Source organism: Aneurinibacillus sp. Ricciae_BoGa-3, assembly GCF_028421645.1.
Lineage (GTDB): Bacteria > Bacillota > Bacilli > Aneurinibacillales > Aneurinibacillaceae > Aneurinibacillus_B.
In genome coordinates this window covers 638257-662704 of record NZ_CP116887.1, presented here as the reverse complement: position 1 = coordinate 662704, position 24448 = coordinate 638257, and the positions used below count along the sequence as shown (strand labels likewise).

Below are 24448 nucleotides of genomic sequence, written 5' to 3'. Positions count from 1 at the left end.
TTTTTGTTAGTTATATGGAAAGCCTCCCTAAAATCAAAGTCAGGGAGGCTTTTTCCATTTATTTAGTGAATCGGTATTTAATCTTACATCTCATCCAGTTTTTCTTTGAGTATTTTGTTTACGAGGCCGGGGTTCGCTTTTCCTTTGGAGGCCTTCATAATCTGGCCGACGAGGAATCCAATGGCCCGGTCTTTACCGGCTTTATAGTCGGCTACAGATTGCGGGTTGGCGTTCACGACTTCCTCCACCATTTTCTTCAGTTCGCCTTCATCGCTGATCTGGACAAGGCCTTTCTCTTGTACGATCTTCTCCGGAGACTTTCCGGTTTCAACCATTTCTTTAAAGACGGTCTTGGCGATTTTGCTGCTGATGGTGCCTTTTTCGATGAGTGTTACCATTTCGCCCAGCCCCTGCGGCGTAATTTTCACGTCTTTGAGTTCGAGCTGGTTGGCGTTCAGGTAGGCCATCAATTCGCCCATCATCCAGTTGGATACAACTTTTGCGTCTGCCCCGGTCTTCACCGCGGTATCGAAGAAGTCAGACACATCCTTCGACATCGTAATAACGCCCGCATCATAGGATGGGAGGCCATACTCGGAAACATAGCGGGCTTTACGGGCATCCGGCAGTTCCGGAATGGTTGCGCGGATTTCATCCACCCATTCGCGGCTTATTTTTAATTTAATCAGGTCCGGATCCGGGAAGTAGCGGTAATCGTGCGCTTCTTCTTTGCCCCGCATCGAAAGGGTACGCTGGTTGGCATCGTCCCAGCGGCGTGTCTCCTGTACCACTTCGCCGCCTTCACGCAGAATTTCCGCCTGACGGTATTCCTCATATTCGAGGCCCTTCTGCACGTTGCGGAACGAGTTCATATTTTTCAGCTCAGCGCGGATACCGAACTTCTCCTGGCCGACAGGGCGCAGGCTGATGTTGGCGTCACAGCGCAGTGAGCCTTCTTCCATTTTCACGTCAGACACTTCGCAGTACTGCAGAATCGCTTTGAGCTTCTCCAGGTACGCGCGCGCCTCTTCAGGAGAACGAAGATCCGGCTCGGATACAATCTCAATGAGTGGCGTTCCCACCCGATTGAAGTCCACCAAGGATGTACCGGCGCCTGCGTGGGTCAGTTTGCCCGCATCCTCTTCCAGGTGGAGGCGGGTAATCCCAATGCGTTTCGTTTCCCCGTTCACTTCGATTTCAATCCAGCCATGCTCGCCGATCGGCTGGTCGTACTGGGAAATCTGATAGGCCTTTGGCAGGTCCGGGTAGAAATAGTTCTTGCGATCAAACTTGCTTTCTTCTGCGATCTGGCAGTTGAGGGCCATCGCCGCTTTCATGGCGAACTCTACCGCTCTCTTGTTAAGAACAGGCAGAACACCCGGATGTCCCAGGCAGATCGGGCATGTATGTGTATTAGGCGGCGCACCGAATTCAGTCGAGCAGCCGCAGAAAATTTTACTATTGGTAGAAAGCTCGGAGTGGACCTCCAGGCCAATGACGGTTTCAAATTCCATTTTCATATCCCTCCCTTACAGCTCCGGGCGCGCCTTGTGATGCTCCGTGTTCTGCTCATATGCATGGGCCACACGAAGAATCGTCGTTTCATCAAAGGCTTTTCCCATAATCTGAAGCCCGACAGGCAGGCCATTGCTTGCGAATCCGCACGGAACACTGATTGCCGGAATGCCGGCCAGGTTCACCGGAATGGTGCAGATGTCTTCCAGGTACATCGTGAGCGGGTCATTGACCTTCTCCCCGATTTTGAAAGCAGTCGTTGGAGCAGTCGGCCCAATGATTACATCGTACTTGCCGAACACATCGTCAAAATCGCGCTTAATAAGCGTCCGTACCTGCTGCGCTTTCTTGTAGTACGCATCATAATAGCCCGAGCTTAACGCGTACGTACCCAGCATTATCCGGCGTTTTACTTCAGCGCCAAGCCCCTTGCTGCGTGATTCGCGGTACATCTCAATCAGGTTCTCCGCATTGTCAGCGCGCACGCCATAGCGCACTCCGTCATAGCGGGCCAGGTTGGAGGATGCTTCAGAAGGTGCAATAATGTAGTAAGTCGGCACGGCGTATTCCGTATGCGGCAGGGTCACTTCCTCCACGATCGCGCCGAGGTCCTCAAGAACTTTCAGAGCCTCTGTTACTTTCTCCTTCACTTCCGGATCAATACCTGTTCCCATCAGTTCTTTCGGCACGCCGATGCGAAGGCCCTTGACGTCTCCGGTCAAAGCCGAGATGTAATCAGGAATCTCCACATCCGCTGAAGTGGAGTCGAACGGGTCGTGAGCGGCAATCGCCTGCAGCACGAACGCGGAATCTTCAACGTTTTTCGTAATCGGCCCAATCTGGTCAAGCGACGAAGCGAACGCCACAAGCCCAAAACGGGAAACTAAGCCGTATGTTGGCTTTAAGCCGACTACCCCGCAGTATGCGGCTGGCTGGCGGATGGATCCGCCTGTATCAGAACCGAGCGCATAATACACTTCACCTGCTGCAACCGCCGCAGCAGAGCCGCCGCTTGATCCGCCCGGTACATAGTCCAGGTTCCACGGGTTATACGTGTTGAAGAATCCGGAGTTCTCATTGGATCCGCCCATGGCGAACTCATCCATATTCATCTTGCCGATCGTAACAGACTGGGCCGCATGGAGGCGGTCCATAACCGATGCATTGTAGATGGGATTGTAGTTAGAGAGAAGCTTGCTGGCGCATGTAGTGCGCAGATTTTCCGTTACAATGTTATCTTTAATCCCTGCAGGCAGGCCAAAAAGCAATCCTTTCTCCTCGCCGCGGGATTGCTGCTCGTCCAATTCCTTTGCCCTGGTGCGGGCGTTGTCCTCATCAAGGGTGATAAACGATTTTACTTTCCCGTCAACCTGTTTGATTCGCTCGAACGAAGTATCAACCAGATCATGCACGGTGATTTCGCCTTTATCAATCTCTGTATGTATTTCCATTAAACGTTTTTCAAACAAAGACACCTGTATGTATCCTCCCTTCTATTCCATAACTGCTGGTACTTTAAATTGGCCGTCTTCTTCATCCGGCGCATTGCGAAGGGCAAGCTCCCGCGATACTGAAGGACGTTCGATATCATCGCGCATTACGTTGTATACATCCAGCACATGGCTGGTGGGCTCTACATTCTGTGTATCAAGCTCATTCAGCTTTCCCGCAAACTCCAGGATTGCGTTCAGCTGCTCCGTATATTTAACCGCTTCTTCTTCTGTTAAGTCCAAGCGGGCCAGTTTTGCAACATATTCTACTTCCGTACGTGAAATGGCGCTCATTTTTCCACCTCCTGTTATGCATTACCATTAAAGACTCTGGAATGTCAATATACGTAACATGATACCAGAGAAGAAGGGGCGCCGCAACTAAGCGGCCCCTGTAAGCGGAAGAGCAATGCGGACACATGTTCCGTCGTTTTTCACGCTTTCGATTTCAATTTGCCCTCCATGCCGGAATACAATTTGGCGGGATACGGCCAGGCCAAGCCCCGTTCCGTTCACTTTGCGGGTAAAGAAAGGATCGAATGCTTTATCGATTTCATCGTGCTCGAATCCGCATCCGTTGTCGCGAATCTCGATGACTGCGTGATCCTTGTGCATACCGAGAGAAACCTGCACTTTTCTGTTACTTTCGAGACCGCCTACCGCATCAAACGCATTGGAGATTACATTGATCAAGACCTGGGTAATCTGTTCGCGGTCCATTTGGCAATGAAGCGCCATCGGTGCATGGTTAACAAAAGAAAGCGATACGTCTTTCAGAATGGCCTGCGGCGTCATAAAATCCACCGTATAATGGAGAAGCTCCAGCAGGTTGTCCTTCTTTAAAACAGGAAAAGCTGGCTTGCTCATCATCAGAAATTTGGTAATAATCTGATTGATCCGGCCGATTTCCGGAAGCAGGATTCGCTCTGTAATTTCTCTTTGGTCAAAATTGTGATCCTGCAGGCTCAGCTGTAGAAATCCCTTTAATGAAGTTAACGGATTGCGAATTTCGTGGGCAAACCCTGCGGCAAGCTCCCCGATTTGCTGGTACCTATCCATCAGTTCCATGTGGCTTTTTAAGCCGGTTATTTCCGTCTCGTCTCTTAGTATCATAAGAGCACCCATCACATTCCCGTTAAAATTGCGAATGAGACGTGTTGTGATAAGGAGGGTGCGCGGCTGTCCATTGATTGTGACTTGCAGCCTTCTTCTGAGTTGTTCTTCAGCGTTGTGCAGGGTGGATATCAGCAGGCTTTCTTTCAAATCGGTTTCGAAATGTTTATGGAAAATATGTTCATAGTCCTGCCCTATAAGAGAATATTGTGAGGTCTCAAGTAAGTCGGCCATTTTCTGGTTCAAATTGATAATTTGCCCTAGCTCATCGACCATTAAAATGGGATCTGATATATAGTCAAGCACCATGTTGGTCTGGACGCCGATAAACCAGTTGGCATTTATATCTTTGGCTGGCCACAAGATGGTCAGCATTTTATTTCGCGCGCCTTCTACACCAGATGAAATAGCAATCCGATTCAGAAAGATAAACTTCTTGTTTAAAACGCGCTGGCTGTCAATGTACATATCTTTAGGATCTTGCGGATCGGAATCAATGAGAAGCCTGGCATCCTCACCGTACAGTAATGTAAGGAGTTCGTGTCGGGGGATGCCAATAACGTCGCTGTGCGATAACTCGGCTGCTTGAAGGAAGGCCTTATTCACATATTCACAGTTCATGTCCTCATCAAATAAAATAATGGCATAAGGAAGTTGGTCTACGATTTCTGTGAAGAAAATAGAGGAAATATGCGGGTAAGTTGAACTCTTATAACGCGTATACACCGTATTCATTCTGGCAGCCAAATAGTCGGTGACCGGCAGGAGCCGCTGCATAAGATCATGGTATTGATGTACCGTACCTAGTTGATCCTTGATACATTCAAGCAGCTCTCTGCGAAAATGCGACACGGCAAGCATCGCTTGCGATAGGGTTCCTCCCCGCCCGAAAAATAATAGGGCGATCTGATCGATCTCATTGAGGAGCGCCGTCTCTTCTTCTGCTGAATAACTGAAATGCGTTTGCATTATTTTATTCAACATGGGTTGAATAAACGGAGAAAAGTCCAGTTTATCTCGATTATCTGTATGATAATTATGCTCATAAAAGTGAACCGATTGCCCCCACTCCATTAATCCTACCTCTTGGATGTCTTCCATAAAAATTGACAGCCTCCTAGCTTAAATGCTGTATATTTTTCGTGAACTACTCTCCATTAAAATGGAGAGCTTCTGCTGGGCAGACCGTATGGCCTGATTACAGATGACCAGCAGAACTTTTCACGCTTCAACGATGCTTGCCTTGCCGCCAAAAAGCGGTGTGGTCTGTTGTTCTCTATCGAACTCCCACGTTGCCGCAGCTCCAAGGTCTTATGGCATCTCGACATGCACACCCCGTCGTTCCAACGGTGAAAAATCGAATCGATCCGTTAGGCTCCGAGCTTTCGGAGTCCTTCCTGTTTGATATTGATGGCTGCGTTTTTATCTCTGTCATGCTTCTTTCCGCAGGACGGGCAGACCCATGTTCGTTCATCCAGGGTAAGGGAAGCTTTTTTCGCATCGCAGGCTGAGCGGATCCTGCTTGACGCATAAAAGCGGTCGATGACAACCAGGATGCGCCCTTTCTGTTTGGCTTTATAAGTCAAAAAGGTACGGAACTGGAACCATGCCGTATCCGCAATATGTTTCGCCAGCCTGCGGTTTTTAGACATTCCACGCACATGCAGATCTTCCATGCAGAGGACTTGGTTTTCGTCCGTCAGCTTGCCCGACCACTTATGCTGGAAGTCTTTTCGCTGGTTCGCCACTTTGGCATGCAGCCTTCCGATTTTCTTTTTCTGCCGCTCGTACTGGTTTGACCCTTTTCTCATACGGGAGAGCCGTTTCTGTTGGGTGCGCAGCTTCCTTTGCGCAGTGATCAAATACCGGGGGTTAGCAATCGCGGTTCCATCTGACAGGACGGCAAAGGTCTTGATCCCCATATCAATCCCCACGGCATCATCGTTCGTGTCATTCTTTTGTATAGCAGGCGCATCCATCTGTAAGCGGACAGACGCATAAAAACGACCGGCTTTTCTGCGAACAGTAGCAGCTTTGATCACGGCTCCCTTTTTAAAAAGACGACGCAGGCGGCGGGCAGACCCCTTGCATGCAACCCCACCGAGCTTGGGCAACTGAAGCGAAGAAAAATCACCATGGAAGCGAATATTTCCATTGACCGCATTGGAGGCCATGCTTTGGAGCGGTGGGTCAAAAAAAGGTTGTACAAAAACCGGCGACAGCCAAAGGACTTACGGATCAACACTTCCTGCTCTTTGGTTGGATAGAGCTGCACAATCAGTCCGAACGTTTGTTTGTCTTCCTGCTTGGACCGTTTCTTCCGTCCCATCCTGAGCCCTCCTTTCTCTGCCTCTAGCAAATGCGAACATACGTTTTATTCGATATTTTTTCTTGCATGAAAAAAAGAAAAAAGGGTGATTCATTTCCCCATTAAAATGCGGAAGGGATTCTTACTCATTTTTCCTAAATTATACACTTGTAAAGAATTAAATTAAATACTCGTCTTATAATTCAGTCGTATTTTGTCTAATTGTAGTATCGGAACAATCAAAAAAAATCCCATTCTTTTTTCGAATGGGATTCTAAAATCGGTACTTTTTATTCATTTATCCACGATATAAACGTATCTTCATCAATGACCTCTATGCCCAATTCCTCAGCCTTCGCAAGCTTGGACCCCGCATCCTCACCGGCTACGACCAGATCTGTTTTTTTGCTCACACTTCCCGAGACTTTTCCACCCCGTGCCTCAATTAACGCCTGCGCTTCCTTGCGGGAGAGCTGTTCCATCGCACCAGTTAACACGACCGTTTTTCCACTAAAGCGGGAATTCTGGTCAACATCCTGCGGACGCAGCCCTTTATATTCCATATTCAAACCAGCTTCCTTCAGGCGCCCAAGCAGTTCGTCCACTTCAGGCTTCTCGAAGTACTTGTGGATGCTTTCCGCGATTTTGGTGCCAATCTCGTGGATGCTCACGATTTCTTCTTCTGATGCCGATCGGATGGCGTCCATCGTCCCAAAATGCTGGGCAAGCAATTTTGCTGCCTTTTCGCCGACGAAGCGGATTCCCAGGCCAAAAATTAGGCGTTCGAGGGAATTCTCCCTGCTCTTCTCAATGGCGGCCAGCATATTGTCTACAGACTTCTCGCCCATCCTCTCCAGCGCTAGAAGTTCAGCGCGCTTGAGATAATAGAGATCCGCTACGCTGTGGATAAGCTGATGTTCATAAAGCTGCGATACAACCCGTTCACCGATGCCTTCAATGTTCATCGCGTTGCGGGAAACAAAGTGGATAATGCCTTCCTTAATCTGCGCCGGGCATTTCGGGTTAATACAGCGCAGCGCCACCTCCTCATCCAGGCGGACGAGTTCGCTGCCACACGCCGGACAATGGGTCGGCATCGCAAAAGGTTTCTCGTCACCGGTTCGCAGCTCTGCCTTCACCGCTACAACTTCCGGAATAATGTCGCCCGCCTTCTTAACGACCACATGGTCCCCAATCATAATGCCTTTCTCGCGGATAATGTCTTCATTATGCAGGGACGCCCGCTTCACGGTTGTACCGGCGAGACTTACTGCATCCAGCAGAGCGGTTGGCGTGACTGCACCTGTCCGGCCAACAGTCAGCTCGATATCCCGCAGAACAGTTACAGCCTCCTCTGCCGGAAACTTGTAGGCAATGGCCCAGCGTGGGCTCTTGGCTGTCGTTCCAAGTTCATCCTGATACGCAAAGCTATCAACTTTTACAACCATTCCATCTATATCGTAGGACAGCTCATTCCGCTTGTCCGTCCAGCCTTCGATAAACGCAATGACGCCTTCGATCCCGGTGAACTCCCTGCGTTCGGGATTGACTTTAAAGCCGAGTTCTTCCATTAAACGAAGCGCATCGCTGTGGGCAGCGACAGGCAGCACTTCTTCGCTTACCATTGAATAAAGAAAAATGTCGAGGGATCTCTCGTCGGCTATCTTCGGATCCAGCTGGCGCAGCGATCCCGCTGCCGCGTTGCGGGGGTTCGCAAACAGCGCCTCCCCCCGCTCAGCCCGAATTTCATTAAGCTTCGCAAACGCCCGGCGCGGCATAAAGGCCTCGCCCCGCACTTCCACTGTGTAGGGCTTCTTGAGCAAAAGGGGCAGTGAGCGGATAGTCCGCAGGTTCTGGGTAATATCCTCACCTGTTGTGCCGTCGCCGCGTGTGGCCCCTCGGACAAACCGGCCGTTCTCATACTGCAGCGAAACCGCAAGCCCGTCGATCTTTAGCTCGCACACGTAGTGCACCGGAGCGTCGGTTCCGATACCCTGGCGAACGCGCCGGTCAAAATCACGCAGATCCTCTGCATTGAATGCATTGGCAAGGCTGAGCATCGGAATGGCATGCTGTACTTTAACGAAACCCTCAAGTGGGGTACCGCCAACCCGCTGAGTTGGTGAATCAGGGGTGAGCAGTTCCGGAAATTCGGTTTCCAGAGCAATCAGCTCACGGATCAGCTGGTCATACTCCTGATCCGATATTGTTGGATTGTCTTTTACATAATAGTTGAAATTATGTTCTTCAATGATGCTGCGAAGTTCTTCCACGCGTGCAGTAGCTTGCGAAAGATCCATACAGTGTCGCTCCTATTCGTTAGACTTTCTCAACCGGTGCAAATTTCGCCAGCAGTTTCTTGACACCGACCGGATCGGGGAACGCAATCGTTAATTCAAGATCTGCTCCTTCCCCCTTGGCCATAACAACCGTGCCAATCCCCCACTTCTTATGGGTAACCTTATCGCCGGCTTTCCAATCAAGCGACAGGTCGGCTCCTTTAGCAGGTGTTCCGCGCAGCGCCGCATGGCCGGCACCGGATGATGAATAGCCAGCAGATACTGCGGGCGTCCCCATTGCTCCGGTTCGCTGCCCTATAGAAGGTGAGTAGCCTGTCCTGCCGTTTCCACCAGCCCCGCTGCCAAATGCGCCCCGGGAGCCGCTTCCCCACCTGTCCTGCACGCCGCCTTCCGCTTCGATCAGGTGTGGCGGAATCTCATCGATAAAGCGAGATGGGGGATTGGCCTTCGTCTGGCCGTACAGCGTGCGCATCATGGCCCGGGTTAAAAACAACTGCTGTTCAGCCCGGGTAATCCCGACATAAGCAAGGCGGCGCTCCTCTTCCATTTCAACCTCTTCGAAAAGAGCACGCGAATGCGGAAAAATGCCTTCTTCCATCCCCACAAGGAACACGACCGGAAATTCAAGGCCTTTGGCGCTGTGGAGCGTCATCAGCACGACCGAATTATCTTTATCCTCTTCCACATCTCCAAGCGAGTCGATATCCGCCACAAGCGCAAGATCCGTCAGGAAAGCAACGAGCGATTTATCTTCGCTTTTGCGCTCAAATTCCATCGTAACAGACAGAAACTCTTCGATATTCTCCATGCGTGTCCGGGCTTCTATCGTCCCTTCCTTGAGCAGTTCTTCTTTATAGCCTGTCCTTTTAATAATTTCTTCCGCCAATTCGGTCACACTCAGGTATTCCTGCATCTGTTCAAGACTTGTAATAAGCTTTGCAAATTCCGTAACGGCTCCTGCTGCGCGGGATGTGAGCCCAATCTCATCCACTTCCTGGATTGCCCGGTACATCGACAGGCCCTGTGATGCTGCATAGGCGGCGATTTTCTCCACCGTTGTGGCCCCGATGCTCCGCTTGGGCACATTAATAATGCGCGTCAGGCTGATATCATCATCCGGGTTGGAAATGAGGCGCAAATAGGCCAGCATGTCTTTGATTTCCCGTCTGTCATAGAATTTCGTGCCGCCGACAATCGTATAAGGAATGTTGGATTTAACGAGCACATCCTCCACCACGCGCGATTGTGCATTCGTTCTGTACAGAATGGCGTAATCCTGGTAGTTGCGGTCTTCCCGGGTTCCTTTCTGTATTTCACCAACAATATAGTAAGCTTCCGTATGTTCACTGTCCGCTGTGTAGAAGCGAATCGGATTCCCTTCGCTATTTTCCGTCCATAAATTCTTCGGTTTGCGGCTGAGATTGCGGGAGATAACCTGGTTCGCCGCCTCAAGAATCCGTTTGGTGGAGCGGTAGTTCTGTTCAAGCAGGATGGATTTAGCGCTTGGATAGTCCTTTTCAAAATTCAGGATGTTCGTAATGTCGGCGCCGCGCCAGCGGTAAATAGACTGGTCGGAGTCCCCCACTACGCATATATTTTGCGAACCCGCCGCCATCATCTTCACGAGCAGATACTGGGCCCGGTTTGTATCCTGATACTCATCCACGTGAATATATTTGAACTTCTTCTGATAAAACTCTAGTACCTCCGGAAACTGGTTAAAGAGATCAATGGTCTTCATAATCAGATCGTCAAAATCCAGCGCATTGTTGCTTTTCAGTTTCTTCTGGTACGATACATACACCCGGTGTGCTACCTGTTCAATCGGCCCTAAGAGGCCCTGGCCAAAACGTTCCGGATCTTTCAGCTCATTCTTAGCGCCGCTGATCAAACCCAGGATGGCACGCGGGTCGAATTTTTTCGGGTCGATATTCATGTCTTTTAGCGCCTGCTTCACGACCGTTAACTGGTCGCCTGAATCCAGGATGGTGAAATTGCGGCTGTACCCGATCCGGTCAATATCCCGGCGCAGAATCCGTACGCACATCGAGTGAAACGTGGATATCCAGATATCTTCGGCATCCGGGCCAACAATGGCTGCGATCCTGTCCTTCATCTCACGGGCCGCTTTATTCGTAAACGTGAGGGCCAGTATGCTCCATGGTACAACACGCTTTTCTTTAAGAAGATAGGCGATGCGCTGGGTAAGCACACGCGTCTTACCGCTCCCTGCGCCCGCAAGGATAAGCAGCGGGCCTTCCGTTGTAAGCACCGCTTCCCTTTGCTGGGGATTGAGACCCTTCAGCACATCATCTGTATTCATAAAAATCGTCATCACAGGGCTCCTTTCCCGTTTGGTTCTGTTCTCTATTATATAAGAAAAAAGCGAACAAACGTATGCTTTTTTGCATTCTCTTTGTAAAACTGGCAAAACCGCGGTGTCCTATCTCCCGCGGTTTTTTTGCGTCTATTTATTATATCGTACATTGTAGGGCAATTCAAAAGCCGGCCGTCCTATTCTTTAATTTTTTTAACGGCCTCAACTGTGGCGAGAGCTGCTTCCAGATCGGTATACAGGCTGTTTCCGACAACGATGGTGTCAGCCCACTGTGCCATCTCAGCCGCCTGTTCGGCGGTCCGGATGCCGCCCCCATAAAAAATCCGGCTGTTATGCACAACCTGCTGGGCCGCTTTTACAAGCGCAGCGTCTCCGTATGTACCACTGTATTCAATATAGAAAATGGGAAGTTTGAGCATCTGATCCGCCATACGGGCGTACGCCTTCATTCGGCCCTCGTCTAGCTGCGTGTCAGCCGCCGTCAATCTCGCAGCCGCCGATTCAGGGTTGCCAATTACATACCCTTCCACCATGACTTCATCCCAGCGTATAAATGGTCCGTGCTCCTCCAGCCCCCGAGCGTGCGCCCCAAGTATCCATTCCGGATTCTGCGCATTTAAGACAAGCGGGATAAAATAGCCGTCAAAACCTGGCACGACAGCCTCTATATTCGATACTTCAAGCATACAAGGCAGCGCATACCGGCGTACCCGGCCCAGCAGCTCAATCGTATTGTCAAACGTTACGTTCAACGTACCGCCAATGATAATGGCATCCGTTCCCGATTCACAGACTGACTCAAGAGCCTGGTCACTGAGTTCTTTCTCAGGATCCAGTTTAAAGACGTGGCTCCATTTCTCGATTTCCAACGAATATCCTCCTCCGGTAAAGGTTCATTCTTTACTCCATTAAAAAAGCCTCCAGATGGAGACTATAGACTGCCCACTTGCTTATCTTCATGCCTGCCTGCAGATGCGTCATCAGCAAATAGCAAAGATAGGCCGGATCATTTATTTTCATTAAGCTCCTGTATGCGTTCAAGGGACATCAGGTAACCGCCATTCCCATAATTCAAACAGCGCTTCACACGCGAAATGGTAGCTGTGCTCGCCCCTGTTTCCTGTTCAATCGTGCTGTATGTCTGTTTATCCCTCAACATCCTGGCCACTTCCAGGCGCTGTGCCATGGATTTCATCTCATTAACCGTGCAGAGATCATCAAAGAAAAGATAGCATTCTTCCATAGAATCCAGCGATAAAATGGCTTCGAACAACTGCTCCAGTTCTTTTCCCTTAATTTTATCAAGCTGCATATGGATCCATTCCCCTCCAGTATAGCCCGGCAATATCCTTTACCTCAGCAATACTTTGCAATTTTTACGAACTAAAGTGTTTCTCACTTTCTATCATAGGGGAAAGGTATCCATTTGACAAGGAATACGTATTCTTAGTGAAAAGAAAGGTGTGCAGCAAGAGTTGGGTTGTTGGGTACAATATTGACCCACGTATGGCCGGGATATAGCGACACCTCCTGGCCATTTCGGTAGGCACGAATGATTCCATGCTTTTGTTCCCACGTTACTTTTACCGCTTTACCCCGTTGAAATAAATAGCCTTCCCCCGGACCGGTGGTATTCACCTCCAGCCTACCGTCACTGTCAACAACTTTATGCATCGTACCCACCACAAGCACATTGGTAGCGCTCAACTGTCGCCCTGTTTCCTTATCGATATGCGGCTTGCCATCCGTCGTGCGCAAATACTGCTTGCTGCCAGGATCGTATTCGTAGCCGCAGTGATTCGTGCTTGAGTAGGTGATCGCGATGGAAGAGCCGGGTGCTCCTGAGGCTTCTTCCGTATCCTTTTTAAACGTAAAAGTGGGGACTGCAGCCTCAGTCGGATAACCTTTTTTCACTGCGCCTTCCCGCAATTTACGGATACTTGTGTACAAGTTGTGGGGAGCTTTGCGGAAATCGACCCGCCAGTATGCCTTTGGGTAGCTATAAATCTCATCCATATCGGCATAACCGCCGCTGCGCAGCATGTGCAGAGCAGCTACACTGCCGCCAGCATGCGAGATAATCGGGTCAAATCCGCTGGAGAGATTGATATTATAAGGGCGGATGCTTCTTACAGGTCCTACAACATCGGGAGTTTCGCTCTGGTAAAAAGCCATGAAGCGGCTGATGTAGCCTTCTTCAAGTGTTTCATACACCATATCCGCTTTATCCAGCCCGGACTGCGGCCTGGCCTTGGAAAAATTATTCACCATCACCACGATAACGCGATCTCTATTGACAGACGCCACGGGAAGGCCCGTCAACGGCGCTGTATGCTGCACTGCGCCTTGTTTTACACCGGACTGGACCGGAACAGCAGGTTCGGCTTGGCCTCGCGGGGATATGCTGGCGCCGCAGCCTGTAAGAGCACTGCCAAGAGTGGCCGCCAATGAAGCGGACAGCAGGATGCCGGTTATACGGTTCATCGATTACCTCCTGGGTTTTGAATTTGATCAGTAATCCTTCAACTCTAGGATATCTCTGTCACCTTTTTTGTAACCGTTTTCCATGCTCTGTGATATAATTATTGAATATTTAAATAATACGGGACAGGGGGATTTTATGACACGGAGGAAGGCAAGCGCATTGTCAGGGAGCAGCCGGATCTGCTGGAATAAAGAGAAAAAAGAAGACTTCGATTCTGGAAGTCTTCTTTTTGTGTACAAAATAACGGTTCCAGGCATCACTCAATTCACGCCTACCGACATGAGCATTTCTTTCCCGAATAATTAGCATACTGAAAGACACAATAATTTTATTGAATGCTTTCGTTCAAGTTTCCCGCTTTATGCTGTTCAACGGTACCAGTAAATAAAAAAACTTGGCTAACGCCGGGGCGAAGGTGAAAGTCGATGAGGTTACTAATCTGCCTTTTTTTAGTTGGCGTTTTATTTTGCGTTTGTTCGCAGCCAGCATTAGCTAAAAACGAAATATACATTAATCTATGGGATAGAACATTGAAGGTACAGGACAAAGGTAAGGTAATCAAGACCTATCGTATCAACCCAGACGCACAAAATATTCGAGCAATAAAACAATACCGGATCGGCCCTGGAACCAAGGACACACCAACTCCTGTTGGCATTTTCACCATAGTGGTTAAGAAGAAAAATTGGTATAACGGTTTTGGATCAAGATGGATGCAGCTGAGTGTCCCGTGGGGAACGTTCGGCATCCACGGGACAAATAAGCCGTATTCTATTGGTGGGTATGTTAGCGAAGGTTGTATCCGTATGTATGATCAGCAGGTTGAGGAACTATATGAGCTTGTGGATATCGGTACGAAGGTAACAATTGATGGCCCATTAACCGGACATCCAGATGTAACATACCGTGTCCTTGTATGCGGTTCGAGAGGAGCACTCGTAAAACTTGTGCAGCACCACCTTCAAGCAGCGGGTTTCTATAAGGGCGAATGCAACGGTATATTCGATCAATTAACTGAGAAAGCCGTTGTGCTTTATCAAAAACAACAAAAACTTCCTGTTACCGCCCAAATACACTATGAAGATTTGCTTCGTATGGGAATAATTGAATAAATGTTGAGATATTGGGTTCCTGATCATTATCTCAAAACTTTTTCAAGATGCTTAATCGTTGGTGTAATTGAACCAAAGAAAACAGCTTCCCTATAGCGTCGGGAGGGATCACTACTTTTTACATATCCGGCAGCACCAGCATGCATCATCTCGGCATTTGTTGTTTGCATCGCCAGATATGTGCTTTGAAGTCTTAAACGAAATACATCCTTCATTTTCTCACCAAGAGTATACGGATTTTTTGCTAACCGGTACAATTTCTCATCAATCACTTTAAGTTTCTGTTTAAGATCGTCTAAATTTACAGGTAAATACTGATTTATTTCGCTTTCGTTCCTAAACAATTCTATGGACCGCAATGACGCTTGTATTAACCCCAGGAGAATCGCTGCTTGCTTTAAAACAAATTCCGGTCTTACTTGATTTATATAGTCCCTGGCATGTTGGGTTATTATCCATTCAGATGGGATCATAACTTCATGAAATTTACAAGCATAAGTTGCTGTTCCGTTCATCCCTAATAAATTCTTGCGTTCTACTAAACTAAGTCCCGAAATGGTACAGGGCACAAAAGCCATGACCTGGTTCTTGTCATTAGTCTCCGCAACTATGGCGAACCAATTATTGGAGCCTAAATTTGAAACAAACGGCAATTCACCAGAAACCTTATAGCCACTAGTTGTTTCCCTGCCTTTTAAAAGGATCGGTCCCATTCCCGCAAAAGACTTCATCGCATTTGATAATCCAGTGCTTCCAAAGATTGTACCGTTTGTTAAGCCGTGCAGCATCTTTTGTTTAAGATACTCATTATCACATTGTGCAACTAATTGGACAGCAACAGTATGGCACCAGACGACAAAGGCTGTTGTCGCGCACCTTTTCCCAACACTTTCAATTAATTGAATCGCATGGAACAGATTATCGTTTGCGTCGTTGTTGTTTAGTGTAAAAGCGCCGACATCCCCTAATATTCGCAACATATCTCCAGGATAAAGCCCTTCTTGATCAATGCTTGTGACTTGTGGAAGTAGATGTTCATCTAATACATTTTCTATATCTGCTTGGTTAAATGGCAAATCCATTAATATGTTTCACATCCATCTGTAGATATCTTTCTTTACATTGTATCAAAAAGAAAAACAGCAAACGACTCTCCTGATCTTATTCAATGTTTTGCTGGTTTATTAGTTCGATCTTATCGTCGTGCCGAAGCGTTTCGTTATGGCTATAAACTTGTTTTATTGAAAAAGAAGCGTATAATCGGTTTGGGATATTAAATTTATCTAAGTGGAATGCAATCAAAAGGTTCTTTTGTTTGCATGCTACTTATATTTTTTTGATGGAATGACCTGTTGGTATGTATGCTAATCGATTACTCCATCACAGCAGACACCTGAAGTGTTTGTTTGTGATGGAGTTTTTTATATCATTTTATTTTCGGGGGAACTCATGGTAAAAAAAGATCAACTTATTTGCCTTATGGATATTCCGGATGACATTCGCGCCAAATATAACAGCTTTACGTTTCCATCGGCCACAGAAACAAAGAAAGCAGCTGATTATCTAGGAGTTGATCCATCTCATTTATATTTTAATCCGTATGGGCTACATGCACCTTTTGTCTATTACAAATCGGTTGTACTCGTGGAATTGCCGCAAGCACTGACCATTAAAGACTTAGAACTGAGCAAAATGAAAACAAAAATTAGGCAGACTCACGCAAGCCTGCAAAAATTTATCGACCGCAATGAGTGGAAACGGTTATTTTTGTTTATGGATCATCGAATCGTGTGTTCCGTTTTTGAGGAGTTATTTTATCAAATTCCAGATGATCAAAAGAAAGAAGTCTATTTAGCTATAAAAAATCGGATAGGAGCTTTTCCTCTGACGAACAAGGAAATCGAGCTGCAAATGGCATCCTTGCCTGGCGTTCAGTAGAGAAGTTTTGTATCAAAGGAGTGATTTATCTGTGAAACAACTTTCTAGAATGCAGACAGGGCTGCTCATCGTTTTTCTCGTAATCATGTGGGGGGTTAATTGGCCCTTATCAAAATTTGCACTCTCTTACACGCCGCCGGTTCTGTTTGCAGGAATGAGAACATTTATAGGCGGAATTCTTTTGCTATTTATTGCCTTGCCTAAATACAAACAGATACGTTTCAAACAAACCTGGCCCATGTATGTTATTTCGGCCATTTTCAATATCATTTTATTTTATGGCCTTCAGACTGTAGGGCTCGTTTATCTGCCTGCCGGGCTGTTTTCTGTCATCGTATTCCTTCAGCCAGTATTGCTTGGCATTTTCGCCTGGCTTTGGCTTGGTGAGTCCATGTTCGGGCTGAAAGTTCTTGGCCTGTTTCTTGGATTTGCCGGAGTCGCCACGGTCAGCGCTAAGGGATTGTCTGGCCATATCTCCATTATAGGAATTGTGCTCGCCCTTGGCTGTGCATTAAGCTGGGCCATTGGAACCGTATATGTGAAGAAGATAGGCAGCCTTGTAGATTCAATCTGGCTTACCACCCTTCAACTTATCATTGGAGGCCTGTTCTTGATGGGTACTGGTTCGGTCACGGAGAGTTGGTCGAGCATTGTCTGGAATGTGCCTTATACCGTAGACCTGCTTTTCATTTCTATTTTTGTTATTGCCGCAGGCTGGTTGGTATTTTTCAAACTTGTTGGTTCAGGAGAGGCAAGCAAAGTTGCCTCCTATACCTTTTTAATTCCACTGGTTGCACTGATAACAGGTATCCTCTTCTTTAACGAACCATTTACGATTTATATTGTAATCGGACTTATTTTAATTGCAATCAGCATTGGCCTTGTTAATTCAAAACCCCGGTCGCGGTATGCAGCAAACAGGCTCCAACCAAAAGAAGAAACCGTATAACATTCATATGCTTGGAGATGCCAATGCATGTAACAGGTGATTTGACATCGTAATACCTGGTCAGCCAGTTTTTCTGGTTGGCCATTTTTTATTTGGATGTTAAAAAGGGACCCACCCAAAATCAGGTGACTCCCTTTTCTACTCAACTTATAGCCCTGTTTGGCCTTGTTTGCTTAGCTCACCGTTCTGTTGTTTGCGTTTGAAAATCCCATCGATTGAAAGCATAAAGCTTCCGTTCAAAGCCAGGTAAAGTGCTGTCGCTGCCATCGATAAATCAAGTTCATATTTATTAGCGTTACGATTTTCAACCGCAACTCCTTTGTAACTTACTTTACGTGAGTATAATATCGTATATAACTTATGTTAGTCAAGTATCTAATTAAAATATAGTATATTGAGATTGTTGAAAGTAACTGGTGTATGTTTGGATCATAGGTAATTGTTCACTTATGCGCGTTTAGTCGGAATTGAAACCTCGCCATTTTTTGTTAGCCGTTCATAGGAATCGATTCAAAAACAAAAGGAGCTCATCCGAAAGGTCATTCACCTTGACGGACAGCTCCTTTTGTTGTATTAAGGTTTACATTAATCTACCCCATAATGGCTTTCATAATGTCTTCTGTTTTTCGAATTCTGCCTATACGCGGGAAAATGTATTCAATAGAATAGCGGTGCTCTTCCAATGATGAAGCTGTCATGGCATCCTCAATAAAAATTTGTTGATAGCCAAGCTGAAAGGCTTCCCGTGCAGTAGTGTCAACACCGATACTTGTCGAAATGCCACATAAAATGATGGTATCAACCCCTCTCCTTCGAAGTTGCAGATCAAGTTCTGTCCCATAGAAAGCTCCCCACTGCCGTTTCGTTATCAACACACTTTTAAATTTGTTGATTTCAGGAACGATTTCAGCCCAATTTTGTGGGGGGTGTGTACTCCGCGGGGCTTGATCGATAATAGGACGCAATGGAACTTGTCCAAAATCCACGTTGACAGCGACAACAAAAGCTCCTTTGGACGCAAAAGCTTGAGCAATTTTCGCAGCATTCTCAACAACTAATGAACCACTGTGTGGTGCAGTTTGCATCCCTACGATTCCTTTTTGCAGATCAATAATGACCAGGGCTGTCTTGTTTAGGTTTATTTCCATAATGAATCACTCCTTAAAATAAAATCAACGTACATTCTTAGGCGGGTGAAATGTATTTGTTAACTTTGCTCCATTTACATCATTGCCTGCCTTTTCAAAACATAAATTAACAGTTTGTTCATTTCAACGTGTCCGATCAAAAAAACACCCCTGAAGAAGTTTCAGGGGTTATAGCAAGTTAGTATTACAGGTAAACGGTTTGTCATTGTCACTATACTTGTTGTATATGTCAGCAATAAGTCAGACAAAAAACCAATAAATTTTTTATTCTACTTTTTTGCAGTAGCCGCGTTTGTTGTTTCCGGGGATGTGAGCTTGTCGTAGAACTCGGTGAATTTATCCCGATCCTCACTATCTCGCAGCGCCATCGCTACCCGTGGATGCTCGTTCAATACACCAGAAATCATATAAGGAATAATATAGCCCCACTCCCATTTTTCGCGCATGGCAATCATGTGGTTCTCAATAAGGCCGAGTACTGGCTTCAACTCGTAACGCGGATTTTTGAGATAGCTGACAAGAAGTTCTGTATTGCAATTACCTGCTGCGCGTCCCATGCCATACACGGAGGAATCAAGGAAGGTCACACCGTTTTGCACACCGACTAATGTGTTTGCGAACGCAAGCTGCATATTATTGTGCATATGCATACCAAGCTGTTTATTCGGCAAATGAGTTCGGAACTTATTTACAAGGCGCTCGGTGTTTTTTGGATCAAGGCTGCCGTAGGAATCGACAACATAAACGACATCAACCGGACTCCGGTTAATTTCTTCGAACGCATCAAGTAATTCCTGCTCATGTACATTTGAAAGCGCCATGATATTAAGGGAAGTCTCATAACCCATGTCATGAAATTTTTGAACCAGATTTAAACCCTTTTCTACATCCCGTATGTAGCAAGCCACACGAATCATATCCAATACACTTTCCTCGCGCGGCAATATATCATTCTCATCCACTCGTCCAATATCGCACAGGGCAGACATTTTTGTGTATTTCTTTTGTGGGAAAATCTCTTTTAGGAATCGGTCATCCAGGAAACGCCACGGATTGGGTTCCGTTGCATTTAACAGCTTTGGTGAATTCTTATAGCCTAACTCCATATATTCTACACCGGCAGCGCTTAACCCATCATATAGATCTTGAACAAATTCAACGCTAAAATCCCAATTATTCACGAGGCCGCCGTCCCGTATGGTACAGTCTAAAATTTTATTATTGTTAACAGACATTTCGATTCCTCCTCCTACATCACTTTAACACTTTTATGCTTTTATGCGCTAAATAAATTATACACAGATTGTTCCGTTCCAAACAAGTATAAGTTTTTTCTTACGTGACAAATGCCCATTACTGGAACAAAAAAAGCTGCCGAGGCAGCGTTATTTAATGATGGATTTAGCTTAATAACAAATTCGTCCTTTTGCTTTCACTGACTACATTTGTTTAGCAATTTCAGTTAGATTATCAGTAGAAGTCGCCACAGTGCTTACACCATTTGTAATTTCTTCGATGACAGTGACAAGCGACTGCAACTCATTGTCAATTCGAATGCTTCCGTGTTTGATTTCTCCCATGGACTTAATCACCTGATCAAAGAATTTATTCAGTTGACTTATCCCCTCAACTCCATTTAATACCAAACTATTGGCTTGAGCTACTGACTCATTGACTCCTTCGATTCCCTTGTTGGTTTCAGAAATGAGTGTAGTTACATTATCTAAACTGCGTTTCGTTTGTTCTGCTAGTTTTCTGACTTCATCGGCGACAACCGCAAACCCTCTTCCGTGTTCGCCAGCCCGAGCCGCTTCAATGGCAGCATTCAGAGCTAATAGATTGGTTTGGTCAGCAATGGACGAAACGATTACAGTCACATCTTGAATTTTTGCAGATGTTACTTTCAGTGTTTCTATCTGTTCATTGACTTCGTTCATCCTTAGTTCAATCTTGCTCATAGCTTCCATCTGCTCACTGAGACGTTGTTGGGCATCTAAAGATTGTTGCTCCGTTTCTTGTGCAGACGTAGAACCAACTTGTGCGAAGGAGACTACTTGTGCAGATTGTGCCGACACTTGTTGCAATGAAGCACTTGCCTGTTGTGTGATAGCAGCAAGTTATCTTCTATGTATGGCTGCAATAATTGAACAGCTGATAAATCATAAGTTGTAAACTTAGTCATTTGCAAAATTTTGCTGACATTGCTGTTTGACTCTATAGAAATGGCAACATTTCTTTCATTTTGCTTGATTCGATCAAGTAGGTTTTCGTAACTGTTTTCATTATTTCTTAACAACTTGAACATGATTATCCCCCGATTAACAATATTTCTTCTACTTCTTAAGCGTGTACTTATCATTGAGTTAACACTTCGTTATTTACAATGCTCTGCCTTATCCATAAAAATTTCTGGTGGTATCGTGTTTCAGCACTGCCAATAAAAAAAGCCATTCCACCAGCGGAATAGCCTTCTAACTTCATAACTATTCGGCAACCTGGCAATCATAGTCCTTTAGAACAGTAGACCCACGGCTTTGCGTCCCTGCCTTTCGGACAGGTTTGCCTTTATCAATATGCATATAGTAATAAACTAAATACGATAATACTAATTTAATCTGTATTGGAATGCAATTGTTTTTTTGTTAATTATTTGCTAAAAGGTGGATGGACTTTTTACCCTCAACCTTTCGCTTTTCGTTCAGATCGGAGGAGCGGCGGGCTAGCGTATTCGCTGAATTTTATTTCACTTCCTAAAATTAGATATATGTCCAAGCTGAATAATCCTTTGTACATAATATGGAGCATCAAGAGTAAGGAGGAATAAATAAATGTCATCAACCCCATTTAACGCACAAAACACCGCAATTGGTGAATGTGTGGCAACCCCTGTAACACCCACACCCGTTATTACTACCGGCACGCCAACGGTTAAAGTGCCAGTCGTTTTAGCGGAAGTATCCGTGCAAGTACCCATGCACGCTTTAATCACTTTTCCGATTGGTCAAAATATTCTGTAAGTAAAAACAATTAAAAAACGTACGAAAGTAACGCAAGCTCGTCTTATTCAACCTAGAACAGGAATCGGTACACCAAAACTATTTCTTTCTGGATTTGTACGTAAAAATATTCAGTACGCTGCGAATCCAATGGTTGAACTTCCCCCTACGCCATTAACCATGACTACTGAACTCTTATCGACTATAAACTCTTTAACCGTAGATGTTCCTTTTGACTGCGTGGCTCCTATTACCAGTTTCTTAACTCCACCAGTTGGCCCGTTTTTAAATACCCGCAATGAATTTGACTTCCTGGTTTCCAGACCTCTTGGCACGGGATTCCCTGAAAAAGATACCTTAATGTCAACAGATCTTTCCCAGTTCCACCAGGAAAAAAGTACAGAGTTTTTTAATGAACAGGTATTTGTAGAACTTATCAGTGCTGATATTACTGAATGGGATGAATCATTGAACCGTGTGCCTATACCAGGTCTGTCAGGGGCCCAAGCAGTAGAAGAAGGAACCTTTACGCAGATGTCAGAAAAAATGGTTCTTATCGAAGTAAAGATCCCCTGTTATTCAAAGGGAGCCTCGTTTAATTTCCCTTGAAAAACTGTTAATGCTTGACCAGTCATCAACACCGATCTTCTACAAGTTTGATTTTAATGGTTCATCCACGTTTAGAAGCCTGATATGCGGTCAAATTGTCTTTCCTATGAATAAGCCATTGTAATCCGATGAATACTACTTTTATCCAATGTGAAAGGAGCTAAAAATGGACGTACAAAAAAAGCAATTCGTACATAACCCGACAACAGGAGAAATGATGGAAGCCAGCACGTATTCTGGTAAAGAGTTGTTTTGGAAAGAAGATATATTCTGGAAAGAAGAGTTAAACGAAAATATAGTTAACAAGGATACATCGGATCGTCAAAAATGAAACAGAAAACTTCTCGTATCAATCAAAGGGCTTCCATTTTGGACAGCCTTTTTCAGTTTAGAGAACCGATCGTTCATAAAGTTCATGCTTGAAAAATTGATAAAGCTTTGAGTTCGCCAGATTCAATGGATAATCTGATGTTTTGACGAGGATGCCGGAAATCATGTCTATGGGACTGCCGCTGATCGTCCGTACTGTAGTTCCTATAGGAACAGTCTTCAATAGAATATTGGGCACAAGGGCAATACCTAATCCGCTTTCGACATAATATTTCAACGCCATCATACTCCCTATCTCCATTGTATCTAATGAAATGTTCCCTGATTCCTGCAACATCATCTCCAGCTTTTTGCGGTACGGACAGGTTGCTGAAGTAATGAGCAGACGATGTCCCCGAATATCTTCCGGTGCAATTGCCGCTTTTTGAGCAAGCGGATGGTTCTCTGGCATCAAGACAACAAACTTTTCTTTAAATAAAGGTTCAAAATAAAGAACAGAGTCCAGATTAGGAGCCGAGCAAAGAGCTATATCAATATCCCCTTTGAGAAGTTGTTCACTCAACGTTGGCGTATTTGCGATGTTCACGGAGATACGGATTTTCGGGTAGCGGAATAAAAACCTCTTCAAGATATCAGGTAATCGATAGCTGGCAGTTGGCTCCGTCACCCCCAAACGGATATTTCCAGATTCACCTAATCGAAAATCAGACAAATTTGTTTGCAGTTGCTCCATATTCTTTACAATTTGCAAACTTTGTTCGTGAAATAGTCTTCCGGCTTCTGTTAACCGAATTTTTTTCCCGCGTTCGATCAACTGAACACCCAAGTCGGATTCAAGTTTTTGGATTTGTATCGTGACTGTGGACTGAGCATAATTCATTTCTTCGGCTACTCGGATAAAGCTGCCGTAATTCGCTAACAGTTGAAACGTTTTTAATAGTTTAAGATCCATCTTCGCACCTCAGTTCCACAGTTCAAAAATTTTGAACACAAACTTTAATTAATTCAATTATACAAATTTTGAAGAGCAGTATACAATTTCTTTATATCATAGTGCAACAGAAGGAGATGACTGTATGGATTTAAAAAACAAAGTGGCTCTCGTTACCGGCGGCGGCACTGGGATCGGCAGGGCTACATGCCTCGCCCTGGCTAAACGGGGTGCAGCCGTTGCAGTGAACTACTCGCGTTCTAAAGCCGAGGCGGAAGAAACGGCACAAATCATCAATTCCGAAGGTGGGCACGCAATAGCCATACGAGCCGATGTTTCCCAAGACAAGCAAGTAAGGGAAATGGTGGATACCATTGTGCAACGATTCAGGACTATCGACTTTCTCGTAAATAACGCCAGTATTACACAGCATATTTCGTTTGACGATTTAGAAGCGGCAACGGAGGAAGTATGGGATGAGCTTTATGATGTTAATGTGAAAGGAATGTTTTACTGCGCGCGAGCCGTTTCCCCTTTCATGAAAAATAATAAACAAGGAGCGATAGTCAATGTCGGCAGCATAGCGGGACAAACAGGGTTAGGCTCCTCGCTTCCATACGCCGTATCCAAAGCGGCAGTTCATGGTCTTACTAAATCGTTAGCACATGCTCTAGCTCCAGACATCAGAGTCTCCTGCGTTGTACCAGGAGCCGTCGCGACAAGATGGTGGGCTGGAAAGGAAGAACAAATGAAGAGGTTAGCCCCTAATCTTCTGTTGCAGCGTATTTCAACACCCGAAGATATTGCTCAATTTATCTGTGCAGCCTTGGAACAAGAAGCGATGACGGGGCAAATCATTACTATAGATAGCGGACAAACGTTGTAA

24 protein-coding genes and 1 riboswitch are annotated in these 24448 nt (G+C 45.9%); of the genes, 8 read left to right on the top strand and 16 right to left on the bottom strand.

Features of this window, described 5'->3' with window-relative positions; genetic code table 11:
* Window positions 1-83 precede the first annotated feature (83 nt).
* From gatB to PP175_RS03465, 11 genes are all read right to left on the bottom strand, one after another.
* The gene (gene gatB, locus PP175_RS03515) at window positions 84-1520 is read right to left on the bottom strand and encodes an Asp-tRNA(Asn)/Glu-tRNA(Gln) amidotransferase subunit GatB (RefSeq protein ID WP_272441466.1); all 1437 of its coding nucleotides are present in this window, start codon (window positions 1518-1520) and stop codon (window positions 84-86) included.
* 9 nt (window positions 1521-1529) lie between these two features.
* Complete coding sequence (gene gatA, locus PP175_RS03510; protein ID WP_272441465.1) at window positions 1530-2990, bottom strand: Asp-tRNA(Asn)/Glu-tRNA(Gln) amidotransferase subunit GatA; 1461 nt, start codon at window positions 2988-2990, stop codon at window positions 1530-1532.
* 18 nt (window positions 2991-3008) lie between these two features.
* Complete coding sequence (gatC, locus tag PP175_RS03505; protein WP_272441464.1) at window positions 3009-3299, bottom strand: Asp-tRNA(Asn)/Glu-tRNA(Gln) amidotransferase subunit GatC; 291 nt, start codon at window positions 3297-3299, stop codon at window positions 3009-3011.
* An 87-nt stretch (window positions 3300-3386) separates the two neighbouring features.
* The gene (locus tag PP175_RS03500) at window positions 3387-5219 is read right to left on the bottom strand and encodes an ATP-binding protein (RefSeq protein ID WP_272441463.1); all 1833 of its coding nucleotides are present in this window, start codon (window positions 5217-5219) and stop codon (window positions 3387-3389) included.
* Window positions 5220-5488: 269 nt separating this feature from the next.
* Window positions 5489-6232: a transposase gene (locus tag PP175_RS03495; protein WP_272441462.1), complete on the bottom strand. Its 744-nt coding sequence runs from the start codon at window positions 6230-6232 to the stop codon at window positions 5489-5491.
* On the bottom strand, window positions 6157-6447 hold the full coding sequence (locus tag PP175_RS03490; RefSeq protein WP_272441461.1) for a helix-turn-helix domain-containing protein: 291 nt from the start codon (window positions 6445-6447) through the stop codon (window positions 6157-6159). The genes PP175_RS03495 and PP175_RS03490 overlap by 76 nt, the downstream gene beginning before the upstream one ends.
* Before the next feature lie 269 nt (window positions 6448-6716).
* A complete protein-coding gene (gene ligA / locus PP175_RS03485) occupies window positions 6717-8726 on the bottom strand; it encodes an NAD-dependent DNA ligase LigA (protein ID WP_272441460.1) in 2010 nt (669 codons plus the stop codon).
* A 19-nt stretch (window positions 8727-8745) separates the two neighbouring features.
* Window positions 8746-11061 (bottom strand): DNA helicase PcrA, encoded by a 2316-nt coding sequence (gene pcrA, locus PP175_RS03480; RefSeq protein ID WP_272441459.1) that lies wholly within the window; start codon window positions 11059-11061, stop codon window positions 8746-8748.
* A 179-nt stretch (window positions 11062-11240) separates the two neighbouring features.
* On the bottom strand, window positions 11241-11933 hold the full coding sequence (locus PP175_RS03475; protein WP_272441458.1) for a heptaprenylglyceryl phosphate synthase: 693 nt from the start codon (window positions 11931-11933) through the stop codon (window positions 11241-11243).
* 137 nt (window positions 11934-12070) lie between these two features.
* Window positions 12071-12376 (bottom strand): YerC/YecD family TrpR-related protein, encoded by a 306-nt coding sequence (locus PP175_RS03470; protein ID WP_272441457.1) that lies wholly within the window; start codon window positions 12374-12376, stop codon window positions 12071-12073.
* Between the two features lie 134 nt (window positions 12377-12510).
* Window positions 12511-13548 carry a DUF3048 domain-containing protein gene (locus PP175_RS03465; RefSeq protein ID WP_272441456.1) on the bottom strand — a complete coding sequence of 346 codons (1038 nt, stop codon included), beginning with the start codon at window positions 13546-13548 and terminating at the stop codon, window positions 12511-12513.
* 136 nt (window positions 13549-13684) lie between these two features.
* Here PP175_RS03465 and PP175_RS03460 point away from each other — a divergent pair, with 136 nt between their 5' ends.
* Both PP175_RS03460 and PP175_RS03455 read left to right on the top strand, forming a co-directional pair.
* A complete protein-coding gene (locus PP175_RS03460; RefSeq protein WP_272441455.1) occupies window positions 13685-13855 on the top strand; it encodes a hypothetical protein in 171 nt (56 codons plus the stop codon).
* A gap of 119 nt (window positions 13856-13974) precedes the next feature.
* Window positions 13975-14661: a L,D-transpeptidase family protein gene (locus PP175_RS03455; RefSeq protein WP_272441454.1), complete on the top strand. Its 687-nt coding sequence runs from the start codon at window positions 13975-13977 to the stop codon at window positions 14659-14661.
* A gap of 26 nt (window positions 14662-14687) precedes the next feature.
* On the opposite strand, the gene PP175_RS03450 is transcribed toward PP175_RS03455, so the two are convergent.
* Window positions 14688-15743, bottom strand: a complete 1056-nt coding sequence (locus PP175_RS03450) for an acyl-CoA dehydrogenase family protein (RefSeq protein WP_272441453.1) — start codon at window positions 15741-15743, stop codon at window positions 14688-14690.
* Window positions 15744-16110: 367 nt separating this feature from the next.
* On the opposite strand from PP175_RS03450, the gene PP175_RS03445 reads away from it, so the two are divergent.
* Window positions 16111-16599 carry a hypothetical protein gene (locus PP175_RS03445; protein ID WP_272441452.1) on the top strand — a complete coding sequence of 163 codons (489 nt, stop codon included), beginning with the start codon at window positions 16111-16113 and terminating at the stop codon, window positions 16597-16599.
* Window positions 16600-16630: 31 nt separating this feature from the next.
* Window positions 16631-17548, top strand: a complete 918-nt coding sequence (locus PP175_RS03440; protein WP_272441451.1) for a DMT family transporter — start codon at window positions 16631-16633, stop codon at window positions 17546-17548.
* Window positions 17549-18138: 590 nt separating this feature from the next.
* On the opposite strand, the gene PP175_RS03435 is transcribed toward PP175_RS03440, so the two are convergent.
* The 3 genes from PP175_RS03435 to PP175_RS03425 form a co-directional block, all read right to left on the bottom strand.
* Window positions 18139-18696 carry a hydrolase gene (locus PP175_RS03435; protein ID WP_272441450.1) on the bottom strand — a complete coding sequence of 186 codons (558 nt, stop codon included), beginning with the start codon at window positions 18694-18696 and terminating at the stop codon, window positions 18139-18141.
* A gap of 269 nt (window positions 18697-18965) precedes the next feature.
* Window positions 18966-19931: an aldolase catalytic domain-containing protein gene (locus PP175_RS03430; RefSeq protein ID WP_272441449.1), complete on the bottom strand. Its 966-nt coding sequence runs from the start codon at window positions 19929-19931 to the stop codon at window positions 18966-18968.
* Between the two features lie 204 nt (window positions 19932-20135).
* Complete coding sequence (locus PP175_RS03425) at window positions 20136-20663, bottom strand: methyl-accepting chemotaxis protein (protein ID WP_442870448.1); 528 nt, start codon at window positions 20661-20663, stop codon at window positions 20136-20138.
* Between the two features lie 519 nt (window positions 20664-21182).
* A riboswitch (cyclic di-GMP riboswitch) is annotated at window positions 21183-21270 on the bottom strand.
* Window positions 21271-21524: 254 nt separating this feature from the next.
* Here PP175_RS03425 and PP175_RS03420 point away from each other — a divergent pair.
* From PP175_RS03420 to PP175_RS03410, 3 genes are all read left to right on the top strand, one after another.
* Window positions 21525-21713, top strand: a complete 189-nt coding sequence (locus tag PP175_RS03420) for a hypothetical protein (protein ID WP_272441448.1) — start codon at window positions 21525-21527, stop codon at window positions 21711-21713.
* A 9-nt stretch (window positions 21714-21722) separates the two neighbouring features.
* Window positions 21723-22301: a CsxC family protein gene (locus PP175_RS03415; RefSeq protein ID WP_442870447.1), complete on the top strand. Its 579-nt coding sequence runs from the start codon at window positions 21723-21725 to the stop codon at window positions 22299-22301.
* Between the two features lie 166 nt (window positions 22302-22467).
* On the top strand, window positions 22468-22632 hold the full coding sequence (locus PP175_RS03410) for a hypothetical protein (RefSeq protein ID WP_272441446.1): 165 nt from the start codon (window positions 22468-22470) through the stop codon (window positions 22630-22632).
* Between the two features lie 57 nt (window positions 22633-22689).
* On the opposite strand, the gene PP175_RS03405 is transcribed toward PP175_RS03410, so the two are convergent.
* The gene (locus PP175_RS03405; RefSeq protein WP_272441445.1) at window positions 22690-23583 is read right to left on the bottom strand and encodes a LysR family transcriptional regulator; all 894 of its coding nucleotides are present in this window, start codon (window positions 23581-23583) and stop codon (window positions 22690-22692) included.
* Between the two features lie 124 nt (window positions 23584-23707).
* Here PP175_RS03405 and PP175_RS03400 point away from each other — a divergent pair, with 124 nt between their 5' ends.
* Entirely contained in the window at window positions 23708-24448 is a 741-nt protein-coding gene (locus tag PP175_RS03400; protein ID WP_272441444.1) for an SDR family NAD(P)-dependent oxidoreductase, read from the top strand.

What these genes read in the sequence shown, in the direction of transcription:
- PP175_RS03460 (WP_272441455.1), top strand. Translation starts at nt 13,685, where the DNA reads ATGACACGGAGGAAGGCAAGCGCATTGTCAGGGAGCAGCCGGATCTGC.
- PP175_RS03500 (WP_272441463.1), bottom strand. Translation starts at nt 5,219, where the DNA reads ATGGAAGACATCCAAGAGGTAGGATTAATGGAGTGGGGGCAATCGGTT.
- PP175_RS03425 (WP_442870448.1), bottom strand. Translation starts at nt 20,663, where the DNA reads ATGGAAGCTATGAGCAAGATTGAACTAAGGATGAACGAAGTCAATGAA.
- ligA (WP_272441460.1), bottom strand. Translation starts at nt 8,726, where the DNA reads ATGGATCTTTCGCAAGCTACTGCACGCGTGGAAGAACTTCGCAGCATC.
- PP175_RS03420 (WP_272441448.1), top strand. Translation starts at nt 21,525, where the DNA reads ATGTCATCAACCCCATTTAACGCACAAAACACCGCAATTGGTGAATGT.
- PP175_RS03490 (WP_272441461.1), bottom strand. Translation starts at nt 6,447, where the DNA reads ATGGGACGGAAGAAACGGTCCAAGCAGGAAGACAAACAAACGTTCGGA.
- gatC (WP_272441464.1), bottom strand. Translation starts at nt 3,299, where the DNA reads ATGAGCGCCATTTCACGTACGGAAGTAGAATATGTTGCAAAACTGGCC.
- PP175_RS03445 (WP_272441452.1), top strand. Translation starts at nt 16,111, where the DNA reads ATGGTAAAAAAAGATCAACTTATTTGCCTTATGGATATTCCGGATGAC.
- gatB (WP_272441466.1), bottom strand. Translation starts at nt 1,520, where the DNA reads ATGAAAATGGAATTTGAAACCGTCATTGGCCTGGAGGTCCACTCCGAG.
- pcrA (WP_272441459.1), bottom strand. Translation starts at nt 11,061, where the DNA reads ATGACGATTTTTATGAATACAGATGATGTGCTGAAGGGTCTCAATCCC.
- PP175_RS03470 (WP_272441457.1), bottom strand. Translation starts at nt 12,376, where the DNA reads ATGCAGCTTGATAAAATTAAGGGAAAAGAACTGGAGCAGTTGTTCGAA.
- PP175_RS03455 (WP_272441454.1), top strand. Translation starts at nt 13,975, where the DNA reads ATGAGGTTACTAATCTGCCTTTTTTTAGTTGGCGTTTTATTTTGCGTT.
- PP175_RS03410 (WP_272441446.1), top strand. Translation starts at nt 22,468, where the DNA reads ATGGACGTACAAAAAAAGCAATTCGTACATAACCCGACAACAGGAGAA.
- PP175_RS03400 (WP_272441444.1), top strand. Translation starts at nt 23,708, where the DNA reads ATGGATTTAAAAAACAAAGTGGCTCTCGTTACCGGCGGCGGCACTGGG.
- PP175_RS03405 (WP_272441445.1), bottom strand. Translation starts at nt 23,583, where the DNA reads ATGGATCTTAAACTATTAAAAACGTTTCAACTGTTAGCGAATTACGGC.
- PP175_RS03435 (WP_272441450.1), bottom strand. Translation starts at nt 18,696, where the DNA reads ATGGAAATAAACCTAAACAAGACAGCCCTGGTCATTATTGATCTGCAA.
- PP175_RS03450 (WP_272441453.1), bottom strand. Translation starts at nt 15,743, where the DNA reads ATGGATTTGCCATTTAACCAAGCAGATATAGAAAATGTATTAGATGAA.
- PP175_RS03465 (WP_272441456.1), bottom strand. Translation starts at nt 13,548, where the DNA reads ATGAACCGTATAACCGGCATCCTGCTGTCCGCTTCATTGGCGGCCACT.
- PP175_RS03430 (WP_272441449.1), bottom strand. Translation starts at nt 19,931, where the DNA reads ATGTCTGTTAACAATAATAAAATTTTAGACTGTACCATACGGGACGGC.